This is a genomic window from Sutcliffiella rhizosphaerae, from assembly GCF_917563925.1.
Lineage (GTDB): Bacteria > Bacillota > Bacilli > Bacillales > Bacillaceae_I > Sutcliffiella_A > Sutcliffiella_A rhizosphaerae.
In genome coordinates, this window is sequence record NZ_CAKJTJ010000004.1 from 1 (window position 1) to 26,582 (window position 26,582).

The 26,582-nt window shown below is 38.5% G+C and carries 21 protein-coding genes; 5 read left to right on the plus strand and 16 right to left on the minus strand.

Going from position 1 to position 26,582, the window contains the following annotated elements; all coding sequences use genetic code 11:
* The coding region (locus tag LRP81_RS04875) for a transposase (RefSeq protein ID WP_230500380.1) at positions 1-162 on the plus strand (162 nt) is incomplete at its 5' end.
* Between the two features lie 151 nt (positions 163-313).
* On the opposite strand, the gene LRP81_RS04880 is transcribed toward LRP81_RS04875, so the two are convergent.
* Positions 314-1,423, minus strand: coding sequence for a D-TA family PLP-dependent enzyme (locus LRP81_RS04880; RefSeq protein ID WP_230500139.1), 1,110 nt, complete (start codon positions 1,421-1,423; stop codon positions 314-316).
* A gap of 136 nt (positions 1,424-1,559) precedes the next feature.
* On the opposite strand from LRP81_RS04880, the gene hpaB reads away from it, so the two are divergent.
* On the plus strand, positions 1,560-3,002 hold the full coding sequence (gene hpaB / locus LRP81_RS04885; RefSeq protein WP_230500140.1) for a 4-hydroxyphenylacetate 3-monooxygenase, oxygenase component: 1,443 nt from the start codon (positions 1,560-1,562) through the stop codon (positions 3,000-3,002).
* Positions 3,003-3,121: 119 nt separating this feature from the next.
* Positions 3,122-4,072, plus strand: coding sequence for a glycerophosphodiester phosphodiesterase (locus LRP81_RS04890; RefSeq protein ID WP_230500141.1), 951 nt, complete (start codon positions 3,122-3,124; stop codon positions 4,070-4,072).
* A gap of 288 nt (positions 4,073-4,360) precedes the next feature.
* On the opposite strand, the gene LRP81_RS04895 is transcribed toward LRP81_RS04890, so the two are convergent.
* The 4 genes from LRP81_RS04895 to LRP81_RS04910 form a co-directional block, all read right to left on the minus strand.
* The gene (locus tag LRP81_RS04895; protein ID WP_230500142.1) at positions 4,361-5,752 is read right to left on the minus strand and encodes a PAS domain S-box protein; all 1,392 of its coding nucleotides are present in this window, start codon (positions 5,750-5,752) and stop codon (positions 4,361-4,363) included.
* Positions 5,753-6,051: 299 nt separating this feature from the next.
* Complete coding sequence (locus LRP81_RS04900) at positions 6,052-7,260, minus strand: MFS transporter (RefSeq protein WP_230500143.1); 1,209 nt, start codon at positions 7,258-7,260, stop codon at positions 6,052-6,054.
* Between the two features lie 234 nt (positions 7,261-7,494).
* A complete protein-coding gene (locus tag LRP81_RS04905) occupies positions 7,495-8,871 on the minus strand; it encodes an aldehyde dehydrogenase (RefSeq protein WP_230500381.1) in 1,377 nt (458 codons plus the stop codon).
* Positions 8,872-9,010: 139 nt separating this feature from the next.
* On the minus strand, positions 9,011-9,241 hold the full coding sequence (locus tag LRP81_RS04910) for an excisionase family DNA-binding protein (protein WP_230500144.1): 231 nt from the start codon (positions 9,239-9,241) through the stop codon (positions 9,011-9,013).
* 264 nt (positions 9,242-9,505) lie between these two features.
* Here LRP81_RS04910 and LRP81_RS04915 point away from each other — a divergent pair, with 264 nt between their 5' ends.
* A complete protein-coding gene (locus LRP81_RS04915) occupies positions 9,506-10,942 on the plus strand; it encodes a carbon starvation CstA family protein (RefSeq protein ID WP_230500145.1) in 1,437 nt (478 codons plus the stop codon).
* 410 nt (positions 10,943-11,352) lie between these two features.
* On the opposite strand, the gene pssA is transcribed toward LRP81_RS04915, so the two are convergent.
* The 11 genes from pssA to LRP81_RS04970 form a co-directional block, all read right to left on the minus strand.
* Entirely contained in the window at positions 11,353-12,066 is a 714-nt protein-coding gene (pssA, locus tag LRP81_RS04920) for a CDP-diacylglycerol--serine O-phosphatidyltransferase (protein WP_230500146.1), read from the minus strand.
* 191 nt (positions 12,067-12,257) lie between these two features.
* On the minus strand, positions 12,258-12,878 hold the full coding sequence (locus tag LRP81_RS04925) for a DUF4352 domain-containing protein (RefSeq protein WP_230500147.1): 621 nt from the start codon (positions 12,876-12,878) through the stop codon (positions 12,258-12,260).
* 173 nt (positions 12,879-13,051) lie between these two features.
* Positions 13,052-14,299: a 2-oxoglutarate dehydrogenase complex dihydrolipoyllysine-residue succinyltransferase gene (gene odhB / locus LRP81_RS04930; protein WP_230500148.1), complete on the minus strand. Its 1,248-nt coding sequence runs from the start codon at positions 14,297-14,299 to the stop codon at positions 13,052-13,054.
* Positions 14,296-17,169 (minus strand): 2-oxoglutarate dehydrogenase E1 component, encoded by a 2,874-nt coding sequence (locus tag LRP81_RS04935; protein WP_230500149.1) that lies wholly within the window; start codon positions 17,167-17,169, stop codon positions 14,296-14,298. The genes odhB and LRP81_RS04935 overlap by 4 nt, the downstream gene beginning before the upstream one ends.
* Before the next feature lie 457 nt (positions 17,170-17,626).
* Complete coding sequence (locus tag LRP81_RS04940) at positions 17,627-19,132, minus strand: glycine betaine uptake BCCT transporter (protein ID WP_230500150.1); 1,506 nt, start codon at positions 19,130-19,132, stop codon at positions 17,627-17,629.
* A 197-nt stretch (positions 19,133-19,329) separates the two neighbouring features.
* Positions 19,330-19,581 carry a hypothetical protein gene (locus LRP81_RS04945; RefSeq protein ID WP_230500151.1) on the minus strand — a complete coding sequence of 84 codons (252 nt, stop codon included), beginning with the start codon at positions 19,579-19,581 and terminating at the stop codon, positions 19,330-19,332.
* Between the two features lie 421 nt (positions 19,582-20,002).
* Positions 20,003-21,079: a carbohydrate-binding protein gene (locus LRP81_RS04950; protein ID WP_230500152.1), complete on the minus strand. Its 1,077-nt coding sequence runs from the start codon at positions 21,077-21,079 to the stop codon at positions 20,003-20,005.
* Between the two features lie 133 nt (positions 21,080-21,212).
* The gene (locus LRP81_RS04955; protein WP_230500153.1) at positions 21,213-21,575 is read right to left on the minus strand and encodes a PH domain-containing protein; all 363 of its coding nucleotides are present in this window, start codon (positions 21,573-21,575) and stop codon (positions 21,213-21,215) included.
* A 532-nt stretch (positions 21,576-22,107) separates the two neighbouring features.
* A complete protein-coding gene (locus LRP81_RS04960) occupies positions 22,108-23,253 on the minus strand; it encodes a mannitol-1-phosphate 5-dehydrogenase (RefSeq protein ID WP_230500154.1) in 1,146 nt (381 codons plus the stop codon).
* A gap of 1 nt (position 23,254) precedes the next feature.
* Complete coding sequence (locus LRP81_RS04965; protein ID WP_230500155.1) at positions 23,255-23,689, minus strand: PTS sugar transporter subunit IIA; 435 nt, start codon at positions 23,687-23,689, stop codon at positions 23,255-23,257.
* Between the two features lie 3 nt (positions 23,690-23,692).
* A complete protein-coding gene (locus LRP81_RS04970; RefSeq protein ID WP_230500156.1) occupies positions 23,693-25,810 on the minus strand; it encodes a BglG family transcription antiterminator in 2,118 nt (705 codons plus the stop codon).
* Between the two features lie 135 nt (positions 25,811-25,945).
* On the opposite strand from LRP81_RS04970, the gene LRP81_RS04975 reads away from it, so the two are divergent.
* Positions 25,946-26,582, plus strand: a 637-nt coding sequence (locus LRP81_RS04975; protein ID WP_230500157.1) for a hypothetical protein, incomplete at its 3' end; no start/stop codon positions are given.

The window sequence follows — 26,582 nt, forward strand, 5'->3', positions numbered from 1 at the left end:
AATAGCTTTAGCTATAACTATTCCAACGGCTTTTTAGAGGGGATTAACAACTTAACGAAAGTTATGAAACGGAACGCTTTTGGTTTTAGAAGCTTTCAGCGTTTTCGAGCAAAAATACTCTTAACACATAAGTATAAAAGATTGGGTACGCATATTGGATAAGGGTGAAGTAAAAATCACTTCACCCCAACATTTGACGTAGAACCAGTTTTTTCCACAATTTCGTGTTACAAAGACTTTTTGTTCATCTACCTTCATTCTATTATTTAGAAATAAGATGCTCACATCTCCAGCTTGTCTATTTATGCCAGTTTTATTTCAATTTTCCCCTTGCATCAACTTTCCAGATATCCACAACCTTATCCTCTTCCAGCACCGTATATTCTTCAAACTGATTCACAACTGTGCATGCATGGTTTGGTATTATGCGTACTTTATCATTTAGTTTTAAGTCTGGCTTTTTCTCAAAAACTGCCACACCATGCTCTTCTGAGAGCCTTTCGATGGTCAATTCTGGATATCCCACGATATATCCGTAACCACGAACCGAGTCAAGCCCATGTGCTCCCTTATCAAGGCACAGTGTTTTACTACCGGCATCCAATACAATCCGATCCTCGTATACTCCTACAACTGAAGCAAGGACAGACAAGGCACAGTCTTCTCTCTTTGCAACTCCCAATCCAACTTGAATATTATCAAAAAATACGGCATTCCCCGGACGAACTTCACTAATTCCTGGACATTCACCTGCAATCCGGTAGGTTGGTGTGGAGCCGACACTTTTGACTGGAATAGGAATTCCGGCACCTTCGCAAGCCTCTGCACTCGTTACCACTGCATTAGCCTCTGCAATGGCAATCTCCTTTATTTCTTCAAAGCTCTTCGCCCCATAAGAGTGGCCAGCATGGGTAAAGATTCCTCCGATGCGGAGCTGGGATAAAAATAGGACTGCCTTTGCCAGGTCGACCACCTGCTTTCCAGGTTCTACTCCACATCGGTTTAATCCAGAGTTGACTTTTATCCATACTTCTATGGTATAGCCGGATTTTTCTAACCCTTTTTGAAGAAGTTTAAGTTGTTCTACACTATCTATAGAAACTTTTACATCAATGTTTTTACGTAAAAGTCCGATTAGCAGTTCGATTTTGATTGGACTTGATATGGGATAGGCAATCAAAATGTCATGGATACCTGACTCTGCCATTACTTCCGCTTCCTCTATTTTGGCGACGGTAATCCCAGTAGCTCCGTGCTTCATTTGTAGTTTTGCAATTTCAACTGATTTATGTGTCTTAATATGCGGTCGTAGTGATACCTTATTTTCTTTTGCAAAATTACTAATTGACTCGATATTTTCCATTACCTTCTGTTTATCTAGTAAAAGTGTTGGTGTATCTATTTCATGGAAGGTACCTGTCATGTTTTCTCCCCCCAACCTTTTTTTCTCACTATATCATGCAAATATTCGATTCACAATTAATCACATGAACCAGTTGGAAATAGTACAACCTTTTTTGCATACATTGTTAGAAGTATTCTGACAAAGGATGGTAAGGATGGCAATCATTTCGGGGAAACAATATATTGAAAGAATTGATGCACTTAAATCAAACGTTTGGCATAATGGGCAACAAGTAACGGGGAAAATATCAGAACATCCTGCGTTTTCAGGAGTAATGAAAAGTCAGGCGGCACTATATGATATGCAACACGATCAAAAGTATAAAGAGATAATGACATTTACTTCTGATACAACTGGAGAACTTGTCGGTACCTCCTATTTAAGACCAAAAACAAAAGAGGACCTTGAAAAAAGGAGAAAAATGATTCAGCTTTGGGCTAAATCCACCTTTGGCATGATGGGAAGATCACCTGATTACAAAAACTCAACAATTATGGCACTTGCCTCTTCCGCACACCTTTTGGATGAACAAGGAGAAGAGTTTTCAGATAGGTTACGAAATTTTTATGAATATGCCCGCCATCATGATCTTTCGTTTACCCATACTTTCATAACCCCTCAAGTTAACCGCTCTGCTATGCATTTTGAAGATGATGACAACATCGTTGCAGCGAGAATCGTCGCTAAAACATCAGAAGGGTTAATAATAAAAGGGGCCAGACTCCTTGCTACTCAAGGCGGTATAACGGATGAAATCATTATCTCTTCTTCTGGATTAAAGATGTTTGAGGAGCCTTTTGCCTATGCCTTTAGCATCCCTAGTAATACAAAGGGCTTAAAATTTATCTGTAGAGAGTCGTTTTCCTATGATTCGTCCTCCTTCAATCATCCACTAGGATCACGATTTGAAGAAATGGATGCGATTGTCGTACTAGATAATGTCTTAGTCCCATGGGAAAGAGTATTTGTCTTTGAAAATGTAGCAGTAGCAAATAAATTATATTCCATCAGTAACTTCAAGCCGCTTGTTTGTCATCAGGTTGTCTCGCGCCAGGTAGTGAAGGCTGAATTCATTTTAGGAGTCGCCCAAATGATCGTCAACACTATTGCAATTGGCGAGTATGGGCATGTTAAGGAGAAAATAAGCGAAATCATTATTGCATTGGAAAATCATAAAGCCCTATTACTTGCTTCTGAAATGAATGCCAAGCTTGATCAATTTGGAACGATGGTCCCAGATCTCACGCCACTTACAGTTGCCACTGTTCAGTTTCCTAAAGTTTACCCTCGCTTTATGGAAATCCTACAGCTGCTTGGTGCCAGTGGTCTAGTTTCCATCCCTACTGAAGCGGATATGGCTGCACCGATACGTGGAGACATTGATCAATACTTACAATCTGCTACTTCTGATGCAGAATCACGTGTAAAGTTATATCGCTTGGCATGGGATATAAGCATGAGTGCCTTTGGTACGAGACAAACTTTGTATGAACGCTTTTTCTTTGGCTGTCCGACAAGGCTCGCAATGGGTCTTTACCAAGAGTATGATCGATTGCATTTAGTGGAGGATGTAGCGAAAAAATTTGAAATTAAATAACTGTTTTTATACTTTCTGTCATGCAAAAATCTCGTGCATGACCCTTTTTATGCTTTCTTATGTTTTCTGAATATTTTATACTTTATCTAGGAAATCTAACCTACTAGGGGGATAAAGAAATGACAGAAACGATGATTCAGAAAGAGAAAAGAACTAGAAAGAAACATCCTTTCTTTTGGAAAGCTGGTGCTGTGATCGGAGCGTTAGGCACCCTTGGCCTACTGTTTACTTTTTTACCAATCAATAAACTTTCTCCTAAGCCATTCTTTCAAAATAACGGCCGTCCACTTGTAATTGCTCACCAAGGTGGTGAACACCTAGCACCATCCAATACCATGGTTGCTTTTGAACAAGCAGCAGCTATGGGAGTGGATGTACTTGAAACAGATATTCATATTACAAAAGATGGGTACCTTGTTGCTATTCATGATCCAACAGTTGACAGGACCACCAATGGGCAAGGAAAAGTTACCGACCTAACATTAAAAGAGATTCAAGATCTCGATGCAGGTTATCACTTTTTAGATTTAGAAGGAAATAACAGTTTTCGTAATAAAGGAGTCCAGATTCCTACAGTAGAGGAAATGTTTCAAGCATTCCCTGATATAAAAATAGAAATAGAAATTAAGGATACGAATCCACCAGAAAGATATGAAGAGATTTCAAAAAAGCTTTGGGAATTAGCAGTGCAGTATCAAAGAGAAGATTCGTTACTCGTGGCCTCTTTTGACCAAGAGATTTTGGCTACTTTCAACGAATATACCAATGGGAGAGTTGCTATAGTGGGAGGGAGACAAGAAATAACTCGGTTTGTTATCTTCCACAAATTATTTGCCCGTGGTCTATATGTTCCTCAGGTAGATGCTTTTCAGATGCCAGAACAAGAGAGTATTTTCGACCTGACCAATAAACGGCTTATTAAAGATGCGCAGCGTAGTGGCGTTCAAGTCCATTATTGGACAATTGATGATAAAGAAACGATGAGTGAGTTATTGGAAAAAGGAGCAGACGGAATATTGACGAATAGACCAGACCTATTACTTGAAGTTATGCAAGAAATGGGCATATAAAAAAGAAGGGGTGTCGGATAAGTATTTAAAACTAGCCATGTGGAGCTCATAAGTTTGCGATGTACTTTTTGATAGAAAGAATAAATCTCCTATAACTGTTCTAGCTGTTTATTGGAGAAAAAGGTAAAGACTCCAGCGGGAAAGTAGCGGTAGTCTTGAGACCCCAGAAGGCAAAAAACGCCTGAGGAGGCTCAAGACTGCCTCGCAGAAATCGAAGCCTTTTGCGGAGATAAACAGCATCATTTTATAGAGCTTTTCTAATTAATAGGGACTGACCAACGAAAGTATTCACTTTCTCGACAGCCCCTGATTGGTGATATTAGGAGTGGCTCGATTTTGAGGAAGAGCAATCGTTACCTCCGTTCCAATTCCTTTTTCACTCGCAAAAGATATTTTTCCATGATGATTTTCAATAATACGGAAGCTTGTCATTAGACCTAAGCCAATTCCTTTTTCCTTTGTTGAATAAAACGGCTCTCCAAGCATTAAGAGTCGTTCTTTTTCAATCCCAGTACCATTATCACTTATTTTTATACAGATGCTTTCATTGTCCGCTTTTTCAATAAAAATTTGTATTCGCCCTGAATGTGGCTTTATAGCATCGAGAGCATTCTGTATTACATTAATAAACACCTGTTTTAGTGAAGATGGGTCACCCTGCACCAGGAATTTTTCATCTTTTTCAAAAATGCACTCAATGGTTTTACTTTGAAGAATCGCTTCTGTTTCCAGCAACTGGATAACCTTCTCCATTGTTTGGGAAATATCTATCATACTTACCTTTTCATGATGAGGCTTTGCCATTGTTAAAAATTCAGAAATGATATTTTCTACCCTTTGCAATTCAGCTAATATAATTTTTCCATAATTTTCATTATATTCTTTCGTCATTTGAAAAAGCTGGATAAATCCTTTAATCGGAGTCAATGGATTTCTTATTTCATGAGCAACTGCCGCAGACATTCTACCGATTATTGCAAGTTTTTCTGATTTTTGAAGTATTTCATTAGCTCTTATCCGTTCATCAATATTTCTAGAAATGGATATAAATTCAGATATCTCTTTCGTATCTGGATCAATGATTGGTTTAACTGCTGACTCAAGCCAGCTATGTGTGCCGTCTTTTTTTATTATCCTGTAAGTCATAAAAACGGATTGCTTCTTTTCTAACAATTCCATGTGTTTATCGTCACAGTGTTGTCTATCATCGATATGAACAAAGTCATTCGGAAATTTTCCCATCAGTTCATGTGCTTCATATCCCATTGCTTCTTTCACTGCAGGTGATGCGTAAATGTAAGATCCGTCAAGTCGATGTATATTAATGACATCAAGAGAATTTTCTGCAATTAATCGATACATCCGCTCTGAGTGTACTCGATCTGTAATATCTGTCACTTGAATATGATATAGCTTTATTAATGGTGTGTTAGAAAAAACTCTTCTTAAATAGATTCCTAATTTTTCACTTTCATTTATCATCATTCTTTTTTCTACTGGCTTGTTTTCTGGGAGCCATTCCGTTACATCTAGAAGGAATAGCCTAATCCATTCTTGCTGGGGAAAGCCGAAGAATTCATAGAATGCTTGATTACCATCTATCATTTGAAAGTCTTCTGAGTAGATTATTTGTGGATTGCTGCTTTGATAGAACAACTGTTCATAAATGTTCTTTGGCATCATACGTCCTCCTGCCTTTAGCAGCGAATTACCTCTGCTTTATTAGAAAGCTAATAACATGAGAAACCGCCTACTATCTTAATATAAAAATAACGAAAAACACAAATGATATCAATAATATTCTAAGAAAATAATCGTCTAGGATTTAATTGGAAATCCTCTAAAATGGAAGGTTTGTATTAAAAGTCATTCAAAAATATCATCTTCATATATAATTGCTCAATAATATTCGTTGAAAAAAAGTCAGAAAAAAACGTAACTCCTTCCTTGTAGGATGAATTACGCTTTTTTGGAGAGAATTATGCTCCCTCTTTCATTTCTTCTAGTAATTCACGCTTTCTTTTTCTGCCTTCTATCCATGCGAATACCATTGCAGTTAAGAGAAATATACTTGAGATTTGGAATAGTGTTGCTGTTTGAACAAATTGGGCCAGTACGCCAAAGACAATACCACTCAAGCCTATTCCTAAGTCTATGGAAGAAAAGAACATCCCATTTGCTACTCCTCTTCGATTTTCAGGAGTTATAGATAAGGTCCAGGACTGTAGAGTAGGAATTAATGAGCCGAAACCAACTCCAAACAATGCACCTGCTATGATAATGAACAGGTTAGAATGTGCAAAGGAAAGCACCCACATACCTACAAAAGTGAAGGAAATGCAAAATAACACTAAACCACGAGGCCCATGGTTATCAAACCATTTCCCGGCAAATGGACGTGAAAGTGAAGCCATGATCGCGTTTACTAAATAGAAAAGAAAAATCTGATCAATTCCTCTTTCCTCACCGAAAATGACAATAAAAGTAACAATAGAGCCATAACCAAACGTTGCAATAAATGTAATAAGGGCTGGATACCAACCGGTCTTTTCCACAAGTGAACCCAAATAGGAAAATTTCAAATCTTCCCTTTTCACTTTTTTGACTGATTCCGGAGTTTGATAATGCACGATAGCAAGCATGAAAAGTGCAATGACACCCAACACTCCAGATACAATAATTAAGTTAGAGAACGTCGTAACCTGATAAAGGTATATTCCCAGACTCGGTGCAACAATCATCCCAATCGTAATCGATAAGCCGTAGTATCCCATTCCCTCCCCTAAGCGAGAGCGAGGAATAACATCTACTGCAGCTGTTCCATTGACGGTTGTCGACCAACCCCATGCAAGACCATGGATAAAGCGGAACAACAAAAAGATAACGACTATTTGAGACAATGGATAAATGATCGTTACAAGTAAAAGAGCGACCGCACCAATTAAGACAAGGGATTTCCTCTCTTTATATTCAAGCATGTAGCCGATAAATGGTCTGCTTAATACAGCACCAATCGAAAACAACGCAGTAACTAATCCTATTTCCAAACCGCTAGCACCTAGTGATTTAATATAAGGTGGCAAGGTCGGTATAAGCATCTGAAACGACATGAAAACAAATAAGTTTCCTATCATCAGCATAATAAATGATTTCGTCCACAATATTTCCTTTTTTTGAATTGGTACCATCGTCACACTCTCCTAATATAGTAGGTAAAACTTTCCCAACGAAGAAAAAGAAAAAGAATCTCCATCACCGAAGATCCATTTTCCCATATCAATATCTGATCGAACCAACTATATATTTCGTCTGTCTAAATAATAACATATTTGACTAAGAAAAGATATGTGTAACACTTCCCTATTTTGATGTTTGAGTTTTCTGATAATTGGAGTTGCTATACCTAAAGGTAGGAAATAAGCTTACGAGAATATTTTCTTTAAAAGGCGGATGCTCTTTTCAGAATATGGCGGATATAAAAATTTCAAATCGAATTTTGTACTTTTCCTCATGACACTTTTCTGATGCGAAAAAGTTTCAAAGCTTTTCTTACCATGGTACGCCCCGATCCCGGAAGTTCCAACTCCCCCAAAAGGTAGATTAGGATTGGTCAAATGGGTGACGGTGTCGTTCACACAGCCTCCACCAAATGAAGTACCTCCCATTACCATTTCTTCTACCTCTTTATTTTCAGTAAAAACATAAAGCGCTAATGGTTTTGGTTGGTTGTTGATTGTTTTCAATGCTTCGTGCAAATCTCGATACTCCAAGACTGGTAAGATAGGACCGAAAATCTCGTCCTGCATCACGTTATCTTCCCAGTTCACATTATCCATAATAGTTGGCTCCATATAAAGAGCTTCCGTGTTTACTTTTCCACCAGATACTACTTTCTCTCTTTCCACTAAGCTAGTTAGCCTTTCTAATTGACCCTCGTTTACCACTCTTCCATAATCTTTGCTTTTTTCTGCATCTTCTCCATAAAAATCTATTAGTGTTTTCTTAATGAAGGTTATTAATTTACTTTTCACATCTGTATGAACGAGCAGGTAATCCGGTGCCACACAAGTTTGCCCAGCGTTCATGAATTTACCCCAGACAATTCGTTTTGCAGCTATTTCCAAGTTAGCGTCTTTGTGAACGATGCAAGGACTTTTTCCACCAAGTTCAAGCGTGACTGGCACCAATCTTTTAGCTGCAGCCTGCATAACGATTTTTCCTACCCCGACACTACCTGTAAAAAAGATATAATCAAACGGAGCATGTATAAGTGCAGAAGTCTCATCCTTTGCTCCTGTAACTACACTAATATAAGCCTCATCAAAATACTCGTGAATCATCTCCACTAATACGTTTGTTACATTAGGAGTAAATTCAGAAGGTTTTACAACCGCACAGTTACCAGCAGCAATAGCTCCAATTAAAGGCTCCAATATCAACTGCACAGGATAATTAAACGGTCCGACTATTAATACCGTTCCATAAGGCTCTGAGTAAATGAAGCTTTTAGCACCTGCATGTACGAGCGGGGTTTTCACTTTTCTCACTTTTGCCCAGCTCTTCAAGTTTTTCATAAAATATTTAATGCTGTCCTTCACAAAACCAATCTCAGATCCATATGCTTCAAAAATAGATTTACCAAGGTCCTTATTTAAGGCATCCATCAAATCCTGTTCATAATGAAGAATCGCTTTTTTTAAGGTGGCCAGTTGCTTTAATCGAAAATCAATACTCTTTGTTTCGCCATTTTCAAAGTAGTGCTTATGATTCATTAAAAGTTTATCTACATGTTCTTGAATGTCGTTTGAAGTGCTATGTACCATACTTTTTCCTCCTCAAAATGTATCTAATAACTATTTTCTTCTAAATAGAAGTAAAATGACAAGTTTTTAGAATAACAAAAATAGAGTACCAATAATCCGGCACTCCACGATTTTTTCAATCTTCATCTTTAATATCTATATCCTCTGGTATAGGCTCACTTTTCCAATCCTCAACAAGCTCTTTATATGTTTCCAGCTGCTTTAAATGAGTAGAGAATTGGTCCTTATTAATTAAATAGTCGTCTCCATCGAATAGTGCACGAATTTTCTTTTGCTGAATTAATGATTTCACATAATCTTCTGAGCAAGATAAATATTCTGCGGTTTCTTTTATAGATAAATACATACTATTCCTCCTTGTTTCAAGATAGAAAATAATAGAATGTAAACAAATAGACTAACTGAGATTTCACGTCTTTATATTGTTTTGAACAATTTATTTATTGTAAGCGATAATAAGGAGTTAAGCAACGATAGCAGCTATTATCTAACAAAAAGCGTATCTTTTCAACAAAAATGTTTATATTTTTCAGAATAATCTGTTGATTTTTTACTTAAACGTGTTAAACTGTCAAGAATGAAATTTATTACCCACATGGAGGAGAACAACATGATTACTTTTTTTGGAGCACTTATTTTTCTCATTTTAGGCTATATCTTTTATTCGAAATTTGTAGAACGTGTATTTGGCATTAATGATCAGCAACCTACTCCTGCCTATACAAAAAGAGATAACTTTGACTTTATCCCAATGCCTTGGTGGAAAGGAAACTTAATTCAACTTTTAAACATCGCTGGTTTGGGTCCAATCTACGGAGCAATCATGGGGGCCCTTTATGGACCAGTTGCTTTCATTTGGATAGTCATCGGCTGTATTTTTGCAGGGGCAGTTCATGACTATTTTTCCGGTATGTTATCCCTTCGCAACAATGGGGCTCAGTTTCCGACCATTGTTGGAAAATACCTTGGAAAATTTGTGAAATCTGGCATATATGTCATTTCCATAGTTTTAATGCTACTGGTTGCTGCTGCCTTTACCGCAGGACCTGCTCAGTTAATTGCCCAATTGACACCACTTACGTTCACAATGGCCATCTTAATAATTTTCGGTTATTTTTTACTGGTAACATTACTACCAGTTAATCAAATCATCGGCAGGTTTTATCCATTTTTCGGGGGGATTCTATTATTTATGGCTATTTCAATTGCAATAGCGCTCATTTTTTCCGATCGACAAATTCCAAATCTAACGCTTGAGAATTTACACCCTGAAGGGCTTCCTTTATGGCCATTACTGATGGTTACCATTTCATGTGGAGCTATTTCAGGATTTCACTGTACACAGAGTCCCATTGTTGCCTGCACGATGAAAAAAGAATCAGATGGACGCAAGATTTTTTACGGAGCAATGATAACAGAAGGAGTATTGACGTTAATCTGGGCTGCAGCTGGAATGGCATTCTTTCATGGAACAATTGGACTAAGCGAGGCGTTAGCTATAGGCGGCCCATCCTATGTTGTAAATGAAATCTCCACCTCATTACTTGGTACCCTAGGAGGTATACTGGCGGTCGTGGGCGTAATCATGCTTCCTATTACAACCGGTGATACTGCACTCCGCTCTTCTAGAATGATTTTAACTGAATTGCTTTCAAAATTCTTCAACATGAATGGAAAACTAAAGGTGCTAGCTGTAACACTTCTATTGGCAACACCTGCATTCTACATGGCAACGATTGATTATACCTTCTTATGGAGATACGTAGGCTGGACCAATCAACTTGTAGCCACCGTCATGCTTTGGACAGCGACCATGTATCTATTACAAGAAAACAAATTTCACTGGATCACTGGTATCCCTGCCCTATTTATGACCGCTGTTGTCACGAACTATTTGTTCTATGCTCCAGAAGGATTAAATATGGACTATCGCCTATCACTTATCATCGGTGGTTTTCTAACTTTAGTGGTGCTCGTCTGGTACATAAACAAAATCGTGAAATTCCGGAAACTCAATAATATGGGCATCAATGAGAATGTCGCTTGATTTAAGGAAAACACAAGTGCCATTTTCCCCCCGAGAAGGTTGTTTATCACATACTTAACCGGATCGGCTTAAGTCCTCGAGAGGCTTGGCGTTAATATTAGAAAGTTAGTGTAGCGCAAGGCACACACTTTGAAATGAGGGGGGTTCTTCTTTTCCATCCTGCATTTGCTTTTTGTGGGACTGAAATTCGGGGTTTTCTCCTTTCCGTCCTGCATTTGCTCTTTGCTGGACTAAAATTCGGAGTTTTCTTCTTTTCAGTCACGCATTTGCTCTTTTCCTGACTGGAATTCTAGTTTCACGAATTTATAGTCCTGCATCTCTTGATTAAATAACAACAATTTTCATGAATATAAGAGGAAAAAAAAGCCAGAAGGGAATAGGACTGTTTCCCTTTCGGCTTTTTAATTAAATTAATCCGTTTCTCTTCGATTTTTTCCTCGCACTTTTACAAATCGATAAGCTAAGTAGGCGATATATAAAGGAATCGCAATGTAAATCAAGTATGGATACTGTGCATAAGTACCTTTGTAAATCATAAATAAGGAAGCTCCCAAGAACAAGGTCACAATAGTACCGTACTTTGGAAGAGGGACATCCTTGAAACTCGGAATCTTTATTTTACTGACCATCAAAAAGCAAAAAGCAGTAAAAATGACTGTAGTGACTATTTGCGGAATAAAGTTTCCGAACAATGTAAGCAAGGCCAAGATACCACCAGCTGCTGTAATTGGTACTCCGGTAAAATACTTTCCAGAGGACTTGGTCGAACTAATATTAAAGCGGGCAAGTCGATATGCCCCAAATAAAGGAAATAAGCCGGCAATTGCGAGGCCTAAATATCCGAATTGGTGAAAATAAGTATAGTAAATCAAAAAGGATGGTGCTACTCCGAATGTAACGACATCTGCCAACGAATCCAGTTCTTTACCTAATTCACCGTCTGCATTAAGCATCCGTGCTAATCGTCCGTCCATACTATCTAACATCATCCCAATTAAAATTAGGATTGCTGCGTTGCTATACTGCCCACTAGCAGCAAATCCAATGGAAAAGAATCCACAAAATAAATTCCCAAGTGTAAACATATTTGGGATGCTTTTAATAAAGCGGGTACGCATTTGCATTGATTATCATCACTCCGTCAACATTGAAAGTCATATATTAAAGACCTAAAATAATTAGTATTATGTTTAATTATACCATTCCTATTGAATGCTAGTAAAAGTAATTTTCTGTAGGGATAGCATTCTTTGGTTAGTTCATATCATTATCAGCGAAAAGCTCCCTCAACAAATGCAAGGGAGCTTTTTCTTTATTATAGCTTTATTTTAATATTAAATTCTTCCCCAACTACTTCATTATTTTCATCCATTGGTGCCTTTATGATAATCTGGACCCATTCCACTTCTTCTGCTTTTGATTCTTCCAAAAGGTAGGCAATGGTGCCTTGTTTCTTTTCCTCTGGGGCAAACTTCTCATCAAATTGGCTGCTTATCATAGGATTCGGAACTTCAATTTCTTCTCCAGTACTAGTAACAATGGATGCTTGGTATGCGTCAAAATTCAATGGAGTTGTAGATTTGTTTTCCACTTCAATATTTACTTGAATATACTGGATTTCATCCATTTCCAAATATTCTTTGAAACCGCCATCGAGTTCACCACTGATAGCAGAGACACTATCAATATTAACATAGAAGGATTCTGTTTCTATTGGCTTTAAGCGACTGTTTCTAGCATGGAATGTAAAACTTCCACCTTCTGTAATTGCCGTTTCTCCAACGGGTACCATGTTTTCATCCACTTTGTCTTCGTCAACTTCTTCTGCAAATTCCTGTTGGTTTTCTTGTTCTGTATTTTCATTTTTATCCGTATTACATGCTGTCATCATCATTACCATGAATGCTAGAAGAAAAAGAGTCAAATACTTTTTCATTAGTTGGTCCCCCCATATGTCTAATTACTATAATCTGTATAATGAAGATTATACTGCATGTTTTCATAGAATTGCTAGTTTTCCGACAATATATTTAAAGCTATACGTGCGATTTTTTTCATAATAGTTTAACACAAAAAAGAGCCTATCATAAGATAAGCTCTTTTTCCAAATCACCCTTCTAACAATAGGTCTTCTGGGTCTTCAAGTAATTGTTTTACTTTTACAAGGAATTGTACAGCATCTTTTCCATCGACAATACGGTGGTCATAGGAAAGTGCAATGTACATCATTGGTCTTACTTCTACAGTGTCATTGCTATCGACTACTACTGGACGTCTTTGGATCGTGTGCATTCCTAGAATACCAACCTGCGGAGTGTTCAGGATTGGAGTGGAATACAAGGAACCAAAGATACCACCATTTGTGATAGTGAATGTTCCACCTTGAAGGTCTTTCAGCCCCAATTGGTTGTCGCGTGCTTTTTTACCAAGGTCACCAATTGATTGTTCAATGCCAGCAAAGCTAAGTTTGTCTGCATCGCGAACAACCGGAACAACTAGGCCTTCCTCTGTAGACACAGCTACACCAATATCATAAAATTTCTTCAACACGATTTCGTCGCCTTGAATTTCCGCATTTAGTAATGGGAAAGATTTTAATGCTCCGATTACTGCTTTTGTAAAGAAGGACATGAAGCCTAGTTTCACACCATTCTTTTTGAAGAATGCATCTTTACGACGGTTACGTACATCCATAACAGCTGTCATATCAACTTCATTGAACGTCGTAAGCATTGCTGCAGTATGTTGTGCTTCCACAAGACGCTTTGCAATTGTCTGACGTCTTCTAGACATTTTAATGCGTTCAATACGGTCATCTTCTTGAACAGCTGGTTTTACTGCTGCAGGCTTTTCAGCAGGCTTATTTTCTGGTTTTGGAGCATTTTGTGCATGGCTATGTGCTTCCACATCTTCTACACGCACGCGGCCCATTGGGTCACGGAAGGATACTTCATCAAGATCAATTCCAAGCTCTCTCGCTTTTTTACGCGCAGCAGGAGATGCTACCGTTCTAGATTTTGCTTTCTTGTCTTCTGTAGGAGCTGCTTCTTTTGCAGGCTCAGCTTTCGGAGCTGCTTCTGCTTTCACTGCTTCCTCTTTTGGAGCAATTTCTGCAGTTGCACCTGCTTCACCAAGTGTTGCAATAACTTGTCCAACAACAACATTATCTCCTGGTTCTGCTTTTAATTCTTGTAAAACTCCTGTAAAATCACTTTTTATTTCTACATTTACCTTGTCTGTTTCCAGCTCGGCAATGGTTTCTCCCTCTTCAATGGAATCACCTGGTTTTACTAGCCACTCTGCTATCGTACCTTCTGTGATAGATTCTGCTAGCTCTGGTACTTTAATTTCAATCATTTGCTTTCCCCTCCGTTAACTTTCAAAGAATCTTCAACAATCCATGCTTGCTCTTGTTTATGAATATGTGGTTCACCTGTTGCCGGGCTTGAACGTTTTGGACGTCCGATATAATCGACGGAAACGCCGTCTTTTGCGATTTCATGAAGGTTCGCCTTCACGACCGGCCAAGATCCCATGTTCTTCGGCTCTTCTTGGACCCAGACAATTTCATTTAGGTTCGGGAATTGCGATGCAAGTTCTTCCACTTCTTTTTGAGGGAATGGATAGAGCTGCTCTACACGTGCAATATGAACATTTTCTACTTTTCCCGCACCTGATTCTTCTACTTTTGTTGCAAGATCGATTGCCACTTTACCTGTACATAATACAAGTCGTGTAACCTTCTCTTTATTTCCACCAGTACGAGGCTCTTCTACTAATAGTTTAAATTGTCCATCTGTGAGCTCTTTCACATCTGAAACAGTCATAGAGTTACGCAATAAGCTTTTTGGCGTCATAACAATTAGAGGTCTCGCATCCTCTTTCGTTGTAAGCTTTGCCTGCCTTCTTAAAAGATGGAAGTATTGAGCAGCGCTTGTTACATTTGCGACAATCCAGTTGTTTTCCGCAGCAGAATTCAAGAAACGCTCCACACGTCCACTGGAGTGCTCTGGACCTTGACCTTCATAGCCATGAGGTAGGAGCATCACTAGGCTAGATTTTTGACCCCACTTTGCTCTTCCTGATGCAATAAATTGATCAATGATAACTTGGGCAACGTTCACAAAATCACCAAACTGCGCTTCCCAAATAACGAGAGATTCAGGGGATTGTACGCTGTATCCATAATCAAATCCTAAAACAGCAACCTCGGATAAAGGACTATTGTGGATAGACATGGAAGCTTTTGCTTCTGGCAGTTCATGTAATGGAATAAAGCGTTTACCAGTCTGATTATCATGTAAAACAAGGTGACGGTGAGAGAATGTTCCACGTTCACTATCCTGTCCAGTTAGACGAATTGGTGTGCCTTCTGCAAGAATTGTTGCAAAAGCAAGCGTTTCTCCAAGAGACCAGTCCACTTTGTTTTCATTTGCTAAAAGACTTTCACGTTTTTTCATAATACGTCCTAGTTTAGGATAAACGTTGAAATCTTCAGGATAACTTACAAGATTGCTGTTAATGGACTTCAATAAATCCTCTGCAACAGCTGTGTCTAATTCAGGAACCTGATCACTAATTGGCTTTGGCACCTGCTTAATTTTCACATTGTTCTCGTCTTCTTTACGAAGTTCATCAAAAATCCGTTGAAGCTTCTGCATGAAGTCTGTCTTTTTACTCTTCACATCATCCTCAGTTACAGTACCTCGGGAAACTAGCTCTTTTCCATACTTATCTGCAATATTAGGATGGTTGTTAATTTTTTCATATAAAAGAGGTTGCGTTACGTTCGCATCGTCCATTTCGTTATGTCCAAAACGGCGATAGCCAACAAGGTCAATTACGATATCCTTTTTAAACTTTTTGCGGTATTCGTAGGCAAATACCATCACAGATAGACAGCTTTCTGGATCATCGGCATTTACGTGGATAACAGGAATTTCGTATCCCTTTGCTAAATCACTTGCATATTTTGTTGAACGAGAATCACCAAAATTCGTTGTGAACCCAAGTAGATTGTTCGCAATAATATGAATCGTACCACCTGTTGCATAGCCATTTAGCTTTGTTAGGTTTAACGTTTCTGCAACTACACCCTCACCAGGGAAAGCGGCGTCACCATGCACGAGAACACTGAAGGATGATTGCTTATTTTGCTTCGGATATCCTCTTTCAGAACGGTCTTCTTGTGATGCACGAGCTACTCCTTGGACAACCGGATTGACAAATTCCAAGTGACTTGGATTATGTGCAAGGTTAATACGAACGACTTGCTCCTTTTCACCAGTTACTTGACGATCCGCACCCATGTGGTATTTCACATCGCCTGACCAACCAAAGTTAATACCACGGGATCCTTCTGAAGGTACAAGCTCTTTATTCGGAGAATGATGGAATTCCGAGAATATTAGCTCATAAGGTTTTCCTAATACATGCGCCAGTACATTCAAACGTCCACGGTGCGCCATTCCGATACTAATATTTTTCGTACCGTCCTCACATCCGGATTGAACCAATTTATCAAACATTGGTACGAGCATGTCTAAGCCTTCGATAGAAAATCGCTTTTGGCCAACAAATGTTTTATGCAAAAATTTCTCAAAGCCATCTACTGCAATTAATCTTTCCAGTAATTCAATACGGTCTTCTTTAGTGAACGATCGCTCAATTCGTGTCTTTTCAATATATGAATTCAGCCAATTTTGCTCATACTCGTCATGAATATGACCAAATTCATAGGCAATAGTTCCAGTATAAATACGCTTGAGATGTTCATATGCCTCCCATGCGTTAGAAATAGCTTCTGGAGCATCTTCCCATACAAGATCAACTGGAATTTGCAGTAAATCTGTCTTATTTAAACCATAAGTTTCAATATCAAGGAACCCAACGTCAAAGTTTGTTTCCTTTTCAAGAGGGTTTATATTAGCAGCTAAATGACCAAGTGTACGGATATTTCGCAATAGCTTGTTAGCTGCAATAACCTTCTTAATTGCAGCCTGAGGTGCCGCTTGCTGTGTGACACTTGTATCTGCATTCCCGCTTTGTGCATTTGAAATGGAAATGGAATCCATTCCAGGAGGAGATCCTAATTCTTCAAAAAGCGCACGTATAGATGCGTCTACTGATTCTGGATTCTCTTGGTACTTGTCATACATGTCATAAACGTAGCCCATATTGGGACCATAAAAGCGCTCCCAAATTTGTTCTAATTCAACCTTGCTCATTACTACATGCCTCCATCTTAGGCTGTGTCATTAAGAAATGCCTTTGTTTAGTTAATATATAAAGGATTGGGTAATAAATGATGTCTTGCCATCATCATGTGGCAATTCTCCGGTGCATTTCCAAATTTCTTATTATTTACCCTCCCCTATTTCCTTCACACCTAAATTATACAGAAAAAACTTTATTTTCGCTATAAAAACGTTTTCATATTTTGGACAAATTTTCATTAGCATTTGAAAATAGTGGTTTTTTTCAGAATATTATAAAAAGAGTTCGAAATGAATTAAGGTTCATTTGAGGTTGAAATTGTTATATTAAACGCTTGTAATCGCTTACAACAATGTCCTTTGTACTTAGTCCATGACAAATTTCTAACAAACTTTTATTTTATCTATTAAGAAAAAAACCATCCAAAAAGCTCAACGTTCCAGCTTTTTGAACAGTCCATTAATGAGATTAGCTTGCTTTTTTTATAGGGGGTTTCCCATCTTTTGTAGCCTTTAATTCCTTGTTTAATTCTTTTACCAATCCATAGCACATTACTAGCACAATGAATGTAAGCGGTAAGGCGCTGACAATAATCGCTGTTTGTAATCCTTGTAATCCACCAGATGCCATTAATACCATCGTAGAAGCAACCATAAGAATTCCCCAGATTACTTTCACATTATTTGGTGGGTTAAGTTTTCCCCCAGTTGTTTGCATTCCAAGTACGAAAGTGGCTGAGTCTGCCGAAGTCACAAAAAATATTGCAATAAGGACGACTGCCAAAATGGATAACAACGCACCAAATGGAAGTTGTTGTAATACGTAAAACAATGCTGTTTCCAAGCTTTGCCCAGAAACATCTAATCCTTGAACAAATTCGAGATGAATCCCGGTGCCACCAAAGACAGTAAACCAGAGTGCGCACACAAAAGATGGCACCAGCAATACTGCAATTGTGAATTCCCTTATTGTACGTCCCTTTGAAACACGGGCGATAAACATCCCGACAAATGGTGTCCAAGAAACCCACCATGCCCAATAGAAAATGGTCCACCCCTGTGTCCATGCAGCTTCGGTCGCATCAAAAGGCGAAACACGTAAACCCATAAGTGCAACATTTTGAATGTAGCTTCCAAGTGTTGTTGTAAACATATTTAACAAAAACAACGTTGGACCTAATGCAAGAATAATAAAAAACAAAACCACTGCTAATGACATATTTATGTTACTTAAATATTTGATTCCTTTTGAGATTCCTGAAATTGCTGAACCAATGAAAAGCACCGTAATGATGACCATAATAATCACTTGAACCATGAAATTATTTGGTATGCCTATCAGGTATTCCAATCCGGCATTTATTTGTTGGGAACCAAGACCCAATGATGCCGCTACACCGAATAAAGTTGCAAAAACCGCAATAATATCGATGGATTTTCCGATAGGTCCTTTCACTTTTTCACCAAGCACAGGAGTAAGTGTTGCACTCATTAATCCTGGAGCATTGTTTTTAAACTTTTGATAAGCTAGTGCTAATGCAACGATTGCATAAATTGCCCAAGCATGCAGGCCCCAATGCAACCAAGTATACCTTAACCCCGTTATCGCAGCTTGCTCTGTACTTCCTTCCCCTAATGGAGGTGTAGCAAAATGAGAAATCGGTTCCGACACTCCATAGAATAATAGACCGATACCCATACCTGCGGAAAATAACATCGCAAACCAAGTAGGGCGGTTATACTCAGGCTCATCATTTTCTTTTCCAAGTTTGATTTTTCCATATTTACTGAAGATCATAAATGCGGCAAACAAGAGGAAAAACGTAGCAACTAACTGATAAAACCAACCAAACTTTTCTAATACAAATCCCTGTGCAACTGACATCGCACTTCCAAGTTGCTCAGGAATTAGAACGCCTATCAACACAAAAACGACGGCAATTCCAACTGATATCCTAAAAACTGATTTATCCAATACACATCAACATCCTTCATTAATATCCTTAATAAATACCCTAGCAGTGCTTTTTATTAAACCATATATCTTGCTTTTTCTAAAAAGCGGGAAATTATGCTATTTTACGATATTCCTTGATATTTAGGATTTTGGATAACTCAACTCGCTTAGTATTAGAATATCTGGGGGATGGTGATGAATACTCCTGTTTTCACTTAACTGAAAAGCAAAAAGGTGCTCCATCCGAGCGAAAGCAAGGCTATTCCAGCAATAAACCAATAAATCCTGCCATTTTTGTGATTATATTGATTAAGCATTAAATTGACAAAAGCAAGCGTAAGTGTCAGTGACAACAACCACGGAAATATCTCCTGCTTGCCGCTAAATCCTGCCCATATGAGGATGGATGTGGAAATGATTGTACCTATAAATAAGACTAGTTGAATCGTAGATTTAATCGCTCTCACCTCTTAAATTTGTTTTACACCACAGTGACTGCGGCTGTGCGCAATACTTTTTATTACAGTTTAACATTAGGTTTGCGATATTCAATAATTTTCCTTTTATTTTGATGGGTATGGATGTGCAATCTAGTTATTTGGAGATTTCAAGGCGTTATTTGGAGATTTTATTATGATTGATAATTATTAGCTTGCTAGTTTTTAAAAGCCCTCTCTTTTTTGGTAATCGTAGAACCTTGCGTGGTCTTTCTTAAAATTTTGGAAGTAATTTGTGAACCTTGGGTGGTAATTCATGGGCCTTTCGAAGTAAATCGCAAACCTTTGATGATCATCCGCAAACCTTTCGAGGTATCTCACAAACTATTAATGATTACCCGCAGTCCCAAAAAAGCTTGCTTGGCTCAATGGCCAAGCAGGCTGTTTTACTTTAGGCATACCACTTATGCCACATTTTTCTGTTGTTTCCTCGGACGAATGTGTCGATGCGGTTTTGACCCCATGAGACGGCAGCTGGGGATGATTGGACTCCTCCTCGTGGTGCGCCAAGGTTGCCCCAATTGCTCCAGCGTGAACCGTTCCAATATTTCTGCCATAATCGGTCATCATCGCCTTTAACGAAAACATCGATACGGTTTGGTGACCAGGAAGCTACAGCTGGGGCTCCAGAAAAGCCGCCTCGTGGTGTACCGAGGTCTTCCCACTGACTCCAGCTGAAGCCATCCCACCATTTATGCCACATACGCTCATTCATGCCACGTACAAAGCAATCAATCCGATTCGGTCCCCATGAGACAGCGCCTGGTTCACCTGTTAATCCACCTCGAGGGGATCCTAGGTTTTCCCACTGACTCCAACTGGATCCGTCCCACCATTTGTGCCACATATTGTTATCACTTCCTTGGACAAAACAGTCCAAGCGGTTTTCTGACCAGGACGCCACTGCTGGGGCTCCTTTAAATCCGCCACGTGGAGATCCTAGGTCTTCCCATTGACTCCAGCGAGAACCATCCCACCACTTATGCCACATGTCATCATTTACACCACGGGCAAAGGTATCAATTCTGTTCGGTCCCCATGAAACGGCTGCTGGGGAGCTTCTTAAACCTCCACGTGGAGCACCTAAGTCATTCCAGCGACTCCAACGTCTGCCATTCCAAAATTTTTGCCACATCCGGTTATCTTCTCCGCGAGCGAAAGTATCAAGACGATTTGGTGCCCATGAAGATACAGCCGGTGCCCCTCTCATTCCTAATAATGGTGCTCCCAGATCCTCCCACTCCCGCCAACTTGCGCGCATATCCTGTTCATCTGTTCGATAATAAGGATATGGATATGGTCTTGGTCGAGGATAATAATAATGTGGACTTGGAGAATAATATGGATAATAGTAAGGTGCATGGTAATATGGGTAATGGTACGGATAAAATGGTCTTGGATAGCCATAATATACTCGTTCATCCACCGAAGCTTGCAGATTGTCACCAACATTTTGTTGTGAATACATACAAAAACCTCCCTATCTAGACTTCTGCCTAATAGCTTATGCAGATGAATAGAGGGGAGGTGCCTGTTTTATTAATGCTGTTTTCACAAACTTTGTTGCTTTACGAACAATTACAAGAAACTCGTAGCCTTGATTATAGAATATATTGTGCAATGAGGCGATCTAGCTTGCGGATGTCCACCTTTTTATTAATGTTTAATTTAAAGTTTCCAGCCTTTGTCCACAACTCTAACTCCGCATTAGCATCCAACATTCCTCCATTTTCGGAGGAATACATGACGATAGATTTAAACGGAATGGAATACACTTCGACCTTTTTGCCTGTTAGTCCTTGTTTGTCTGCGATTATTATCCTTTTGTTGGTAACTACTGCCACATCTCTAATCGTCTTATATGCAACCTCTGCTGTTTCACCATCAATCAAAATTTCTTTAATCTCTTTTGTCACCTGGGTCTCTTGAATAAAAGTCCATGACATGAGTGCATTTACTGCCATTTTTATTTCCTCCTTTGTTCCATCTCATATGTTTTTGAAAGTTTTTTCCATTTCATAGAGTTATTTACTCATGAAAAAGTTTGCACCATTTGCTCCAGTAATTCTTTCTTTTAACGAAAACTAACTACAAAATTTAGTATGTATTCATATAGGAAGACAATTATTATTCCAGCACAAAAGATTTGCATGGTCGTTAAAATATGCAGATCAAGAAAATTTCTCCTATTAAATTCAAGAACAGCAGTATCAATAAAAAAAGATATCCCACCTGCATGCTTTTATCGGAGTGCCTTTTTTCTTTTGGCGTCATATTTCTAAAATTTTTTGGCGAACTTTAGAGAAACTCGTAATATTCGTTACTGTCGTGCTCTTTTACTGCAAGTATATTACACCAGTCTTCTAGAAAAGAGCCTACTAAAAAACATTCCCTTCACCCCTCACTATTATAGTTACATAAAGGAAGGTTAAAATCCTCCTTTTTAAACAAAAAAACGCAAGTTACATCAATAAGACGTAACTTGCGTTTTCACAATTAAAGCGTATGAAATTCTTCTACAATTAGATTTACAAGCAGGCTTTCTTCCTCTAAAGAAGTCACTTCTATTACCGCTTCTTTGATTCCAATTTCTTTAATCAATTTTTGAATCGTTACAGCTTCTTCGTCTTCTATCACATCGTAACGAAAAGCGGCAGCAATAGCCTTCACTAGGTTTACTGGTGGTTGTCCAAACAACTCCAAATATTGTTTGGCAGGACCAACCAAACGGTCATTTCCGCCAAGCTTTCTTAGCGGAGCGCGTCCTACACGTGTTACTTCATCGATGATATAGGAATTTTCAAAGCGTCCAATAATTTTCTCGATATATTCCTCATGCTCTTTTTTATCAAAACCGTACTTACCAACTAGCATCATTCCTGTTTCCTTTAATGCTGCTTGAAGGAAACTGCGTACATCTTTGTCAAGTAATGCTTCATCAATGGTTTGATAGCCTTTATGGTAACCAATATAGGCAGATGCGGCATGTCCTGTATTGACTGTAAATAATTTTCGTTCAATGTACGGTGTAAGATCCGCAACAAAAGTTATTCCTTCAATAGAAGGTGTGTTACCTATTATAGCGGATTCATCTACTACCCATTCATAATATGGTTCGACCTGTACCATTAGTTTGTCTTCATTCGTTTGATTAGGAACAATTCGATCTACTGCTGCATCCGGGAAGGCAAAGATTTCATCGAAGCTTGTTGCTTCTTCTGGTGCGAGCTGGTCATATACATGCTTTTTCAAAAGGGAGCTCCCTCCAATTAAGTTTTCGCATGCGATAATATTAAGCGGTTCTTTGTTTGTTTCCAATCGTTTACGTAATCCACTTACCAATGATTTTGCTATAATTGGCAAAATGGAAGGTCCTACTGCTGTAGTAATGATCGCTGCTTCAACAATAGCAGCCTCCAATTCTTCTGGGTGTGTCATGCTGTTGATTGCTGATATATTTTTTACTACTAGTTCTTCTTGTGACTCGTCTGCGAGTACAACACGGTACGCTTGTTTTTCGTTTATCAGGTTCACAATTTCACTGTTCACATCAGCAAAAGTCGTATGGTAACCCGCTTGATACAGCAATGCCCCGATAAATCCTCTTCCGATATTTCCTGCGCCAAAATGTAGTGCTCTCATATTAGTTAACTCCTTCAAAAAGCTCCAGGATTTCTTCTGCAGTTTGTGCTTCTACTATTTTTTGGACATTTTCTTCTTCTGAACAAACAATCGCGATTTGTGATAGAATCTCCAAATGTTCGTCCCCTTTACCCGCAATACCAATTAGAAGCTTCACTTCATTTCCATTGAAATCTACTCCATTTGGAACTTGAACAATCGCGATTCCAGATTCTTTTACTACCTTTTTAGCATCCTCTGTCCCGTGAGGAATCGCAACAAAGTTCCCCATGTAAGTAGAAGTTAATTCTTCACGTTCCATCATTTTATCAATATATGTTGGCTCTACATAACCGCGGTCCACTAATAACTGACCTGTTTTTTTAATGGCATCCTCTTTTGTTCCTATTGTTGCATTTAATACGATATTTTCTTTGTCTAAAATTGGTAAACTCATTATTTAAACACTCCTTAGTTCTGTTAATTTTTCATCAAAAAATTGATTTAGCTTTGTTGCCAGATAATTTCCTATACTTGGATCTTGAGATTCAAAAAGAGCAATACTTTCGTCACTCTCTATAATAGTGGCACTAACATAACTTAGCACTTCTAACGTTTCTTTTTCTGCGTTTTCAGGGGCAAGTAATAACAATACAGAATGTACGTCCATGTTAACTTGATCCATCCCTCTTGTCTCACAGGCCTCATCCAATGAGTAAATAGTGAAAGAAGGCTTTATTACAGCTTGGCTTTTGGCATGGAATAGTGCAAGTTTTGTACCTGGGATTCCAAGTCCACCGAGTTCTTCTCGTCTATAGAGTTCGTTTATTACTTTTTCTGTTTCTGTTACTATCTCACTTCGCATCAACTCATGACATAGAGCGTGTAAGGCATCCTTTATCGAAGGCTCGTCTTGTTGTTTCATTAAGAAAAAACCATCGAGCAATGTGGATATCGTATTTGCATAAATGGACATTTTTTTAAAGGTGTCTATTACTTGGTCTTTTGAAAACTCTTGAACAGACAGCTTTTTTAAAGGGGTGTCCGTGATATCCATTAATTTGTTTTTATACTTTTGATAGATATATTTTTTTATTTTGTCTACTTCAGATTCCGTTAAGATAGGATTCACGATAAAATATTCCCTATCCATTTCTGGTAGACGGATGGTCGAAATAATCAAATCGTAGCTTTCCAGATCCATTTTATTCAATTCAAATAACGATACATTCTTACATGTTTTGATATCAGGAATTTCCTTTTGAAGCCTAGTGGCGAGCATTTTGGAGGTACCGATACCAGTCGAACAAACAACAAGGGCATGTAATGGCTTACGTTGGTAAATGTTTAGTAGTACTGAACCAAAATGTAATACCAAATACCCTACCTCTTCTTCTGGAATATCCAAGTCCGGAAAAAGGATGTCTACCCCTTCGTTTACGATAGCAAACAATTCACTGTACTCTGTTTTGATCCTGTCTAACAATGGATTGGTGATTCTCATATTTTGATTGATCCTGAATAGTGCTGGACCAAGATGGGCCACTAATCCCTGAAGTAGCGAGGGATTGTCAGATAGTGATTGGTGTACCCTTTTTTCAACATAGGAAATCAGGCTTCTTGCTTTTACCGAATCGTGCATCCCAGTATCCTCGTCGAAAAATTCCTTATCCTGCCTTAACTTTGCTCCACGAAGGTGCATGGTGATATAGCCAATCTCGGCTTTTGGGATAGTCGTTTGATACACCTTTTCTAGTTTTTCAATTATTTTCTCTGCTGTCTTATATTCTTGTGTTTGCTGGAGCTGGCTAAGATAGGCCTGATCAATCGTAATATTTTCTCCTCGCAAAATTCTTTCCATCGCAAGAGCAAGATGGACAACAAGCCCCATATAGGCACTATCCGCGATAGAATAAGAAAGCTCCTTATTAATTTCATCAACTGTCCGTTCCACTATGTGTAAATTCTTTTTTTCCACAAGGCCTAGTAGTCGTTCTGAAATTGGATCCTGTTGGCTTTTTTTCTGGATACTTTCCCGAATAAGTGACAATAGCTCGTATTCATCAACATTGTCGGTGATAACTTTACTCATGGCCCTTCGCTTCGCTGTTTCATCACCAGCAATTTCTACGCCATAGCCTCGTTTTCTGATGAGAGTCAAGCTTTTAAATGGTTGTAGTCGCTCCTCCACCTTATTTAAGTCATTACTGACAGTGGCAATTGTGACCTTCAGCTCATTTGCAAGTGCAATGAGCTTCACTGGCTCAATAGCTTCAAGCAACGTACATAATATGATAGTCTGTCTTTCTTCTGCTGTGTACTGGTTATGATCCACATTAAAAAGAAACAGCTTTAAATGTTCGATATTTTCTTTTTCCCCGATTATTTGGACGCCAACCCCTGATTTTTTTATTAAAGAGAGTTGATATTGAGCAATAGTATCCTCAACATCTTTTAAGTCACGATGAATCGTCCGGGTGCTTACATCAATGGCCTTCGCAAGGTCTTTAACAGTCATTTCTTTTTCAGAAGATAAAAGAATCTCTAATATCTGTCTTTCTCTTGCGGTAATGTACATAGTATTCCTCCAATCCCGATGGATGGTGACAAAATTAAATTACTATGTTCTATAGTTTCATCATAAAGGTAATTTTTTATTGATTCAATAAAAGGAAATTACAGTTTCGTCGGAATAGTTGTTGCCATGTTTTAAATGAATGCACAAAAAATCTTGTATAGAGGTGTTCAAAAAAGTAGAAATATATGGGGATTTGGAGAAATTAATCAAAGCTTGTCGAAAGAACAAGGCGCATTCTATCTTCGAAAGCCAGGTTTTCTCATTCCTTTTAAGTGCCCGGTTTTTTCATTTTGCGATTTTCCGGGCGCTTATTTTCCTTTTAAGTGCCCAGTTTTTTCATTTTGCGATTTTCCGGGCGCTTATTTTCCTTTTGAGTGCCCGATTTTTTCATTTTGCGATTTTCCGGGCGCTTATTTTCCTTTTGAGTGCCCGTTTTTTTCATTTTGGGATTTTTCGGGCACTTATTTTCCTTTTAAATGCCCGGTTTTTCATTTTGCGATTTTTCGGGCGCTTATTTTCCTTTTAAGTGCCCGGTTTTTTCATTTTGCGATTTTCCGGGCACTTATTTTCCTTTTAAGTGCCCGGTTTTTTCATTTTGCGATTTTCCGGGCGCTTATTTTCCTTTTAAGTGCCCAGTTTTTTCATTTTGCGATTTTTCGGGCACTTATTTTCCTTTTAAGTGCCCGGTTTTTTCATTTTGGGATTTTCCGGGCACTTATTTTCCTTTTAAGTGCCCGGTTTTTTCATTTTGGGATTTTCCGGGCACTTATTT

Excerpts from the sequence above, each read along its gene's own strand:
- LRP81_RS04880 (WP_230500139.1), bottom strand. The coding sequence starts at position 1,423 with ATGACAGGTACCTTCCATGAAATAGATACACCAACACTTTTACTAGAT.
- hpaB (WP_230500140.1), top strand. The coding sequence starts at position 1,560 with ATGGCAATCATTTCGGGGAAACAATATATTGAAAGAATTGATGCACTT.
- LRP81_RS04890 (WP_230500141.1), top strand. The coding sequence starts at position 3,122 with ATGACAGAAACGATGATTCAGAAAGAGAAAAGAACTAGAAAGAAACAT.
- LRP81_RS04895 (WP_230500142.1), bottom strand. The coding sequence starts at position 5,752 with ATGCCAAAGAACATTTATGAACAGTTGTTCTATCAAAGCAGCAATCCA.
- LRP81_RS04900 (WP_230500143.1), bottom strand. The coding sequence starts at position 7,260 with ATGGTACCAATTCAAAAAAAGGAAATATTGTGGACGAAATCATTTATT.
- LRP81_RS04910 (WP_230500144.1), bottom strand. The coding sequence starts at position 9,241 with ATGTATTTATCTATAAAAGAAACCGCAGAATATTTATCTTGCTCAGAA.
- LRP81_RS04915 (WP_230500145.1), top strand. The coding sequence starts at position 9,506 with ATGATTACTTTTTTTGGAGCACTTATTTTTCTCATTTTAGGCTATATC.
- pssA (WP_230500146.1), bottom strand. The coding sequence starts at position 12,066 with ATGCAAATGCGTACCCGCTTTATTAAAAGCATCCCAAATATGTTTACA.
- LRP81_RS04925 (WP_230500147.1), bottom strand. The coding sequence starts at position 12,878 with ATGAAAAAGTATTTGACTCTTTTTCTTCTAGCATTCATGGTAATGATG.
- odhB (WP_230500148.1), bottom strand. The coding sequence starts at position 14,299 with ATGATTGAAATTAAAGTACCAGAGCTAGCAGAATCTATCACAGAAGGT.
- LRP81_RS04935 (WP_230500149.1), bottom strand. The coding sequence starts at position 17,169 with ATGAGCAAGGTTGAATTAGAACAAATTTGGGAGCGCTTTTATGGTCCC.
- LRP81_RS04950 (WP_230500152.1), bottom strand. The coding sequence starts at position 21,079 with ATGTATTCACAACAAAATGTTGGTGACAATCTGCAAGCTTCGGTGGAT.
- LRP81_RS04955 (WP_230500153.1), bottom strand. The coding sequence starts at position 21,575 with ATGGCAGTAAATGCACTCATGTCATGGACTTTTATTCAAGAGACCCAG.
- LRP81_RS04960 (WP_230500154.1), bottom strand. The coding sequence starts at position 23,253 with ATGAGAGCACTACATTTTGGCGCAGGAAATATCGGAAGAGGATTTATC.
- LRP81_RS04965 (WP_230500155.1), bottom strand. The coding sequence starts at position 23,689 with ATGAGTTTACCAATTTTAGACAAAGAAAATATCGTATTAAATGCAACA.
- LRP81_RS04970 (WP_230500156.1), bottom strand. The coding sequence starts at position 25,810 with ATGTACATTACCGCAAGAGAAAGACAGATATTAGAGATTCTTTTATCT.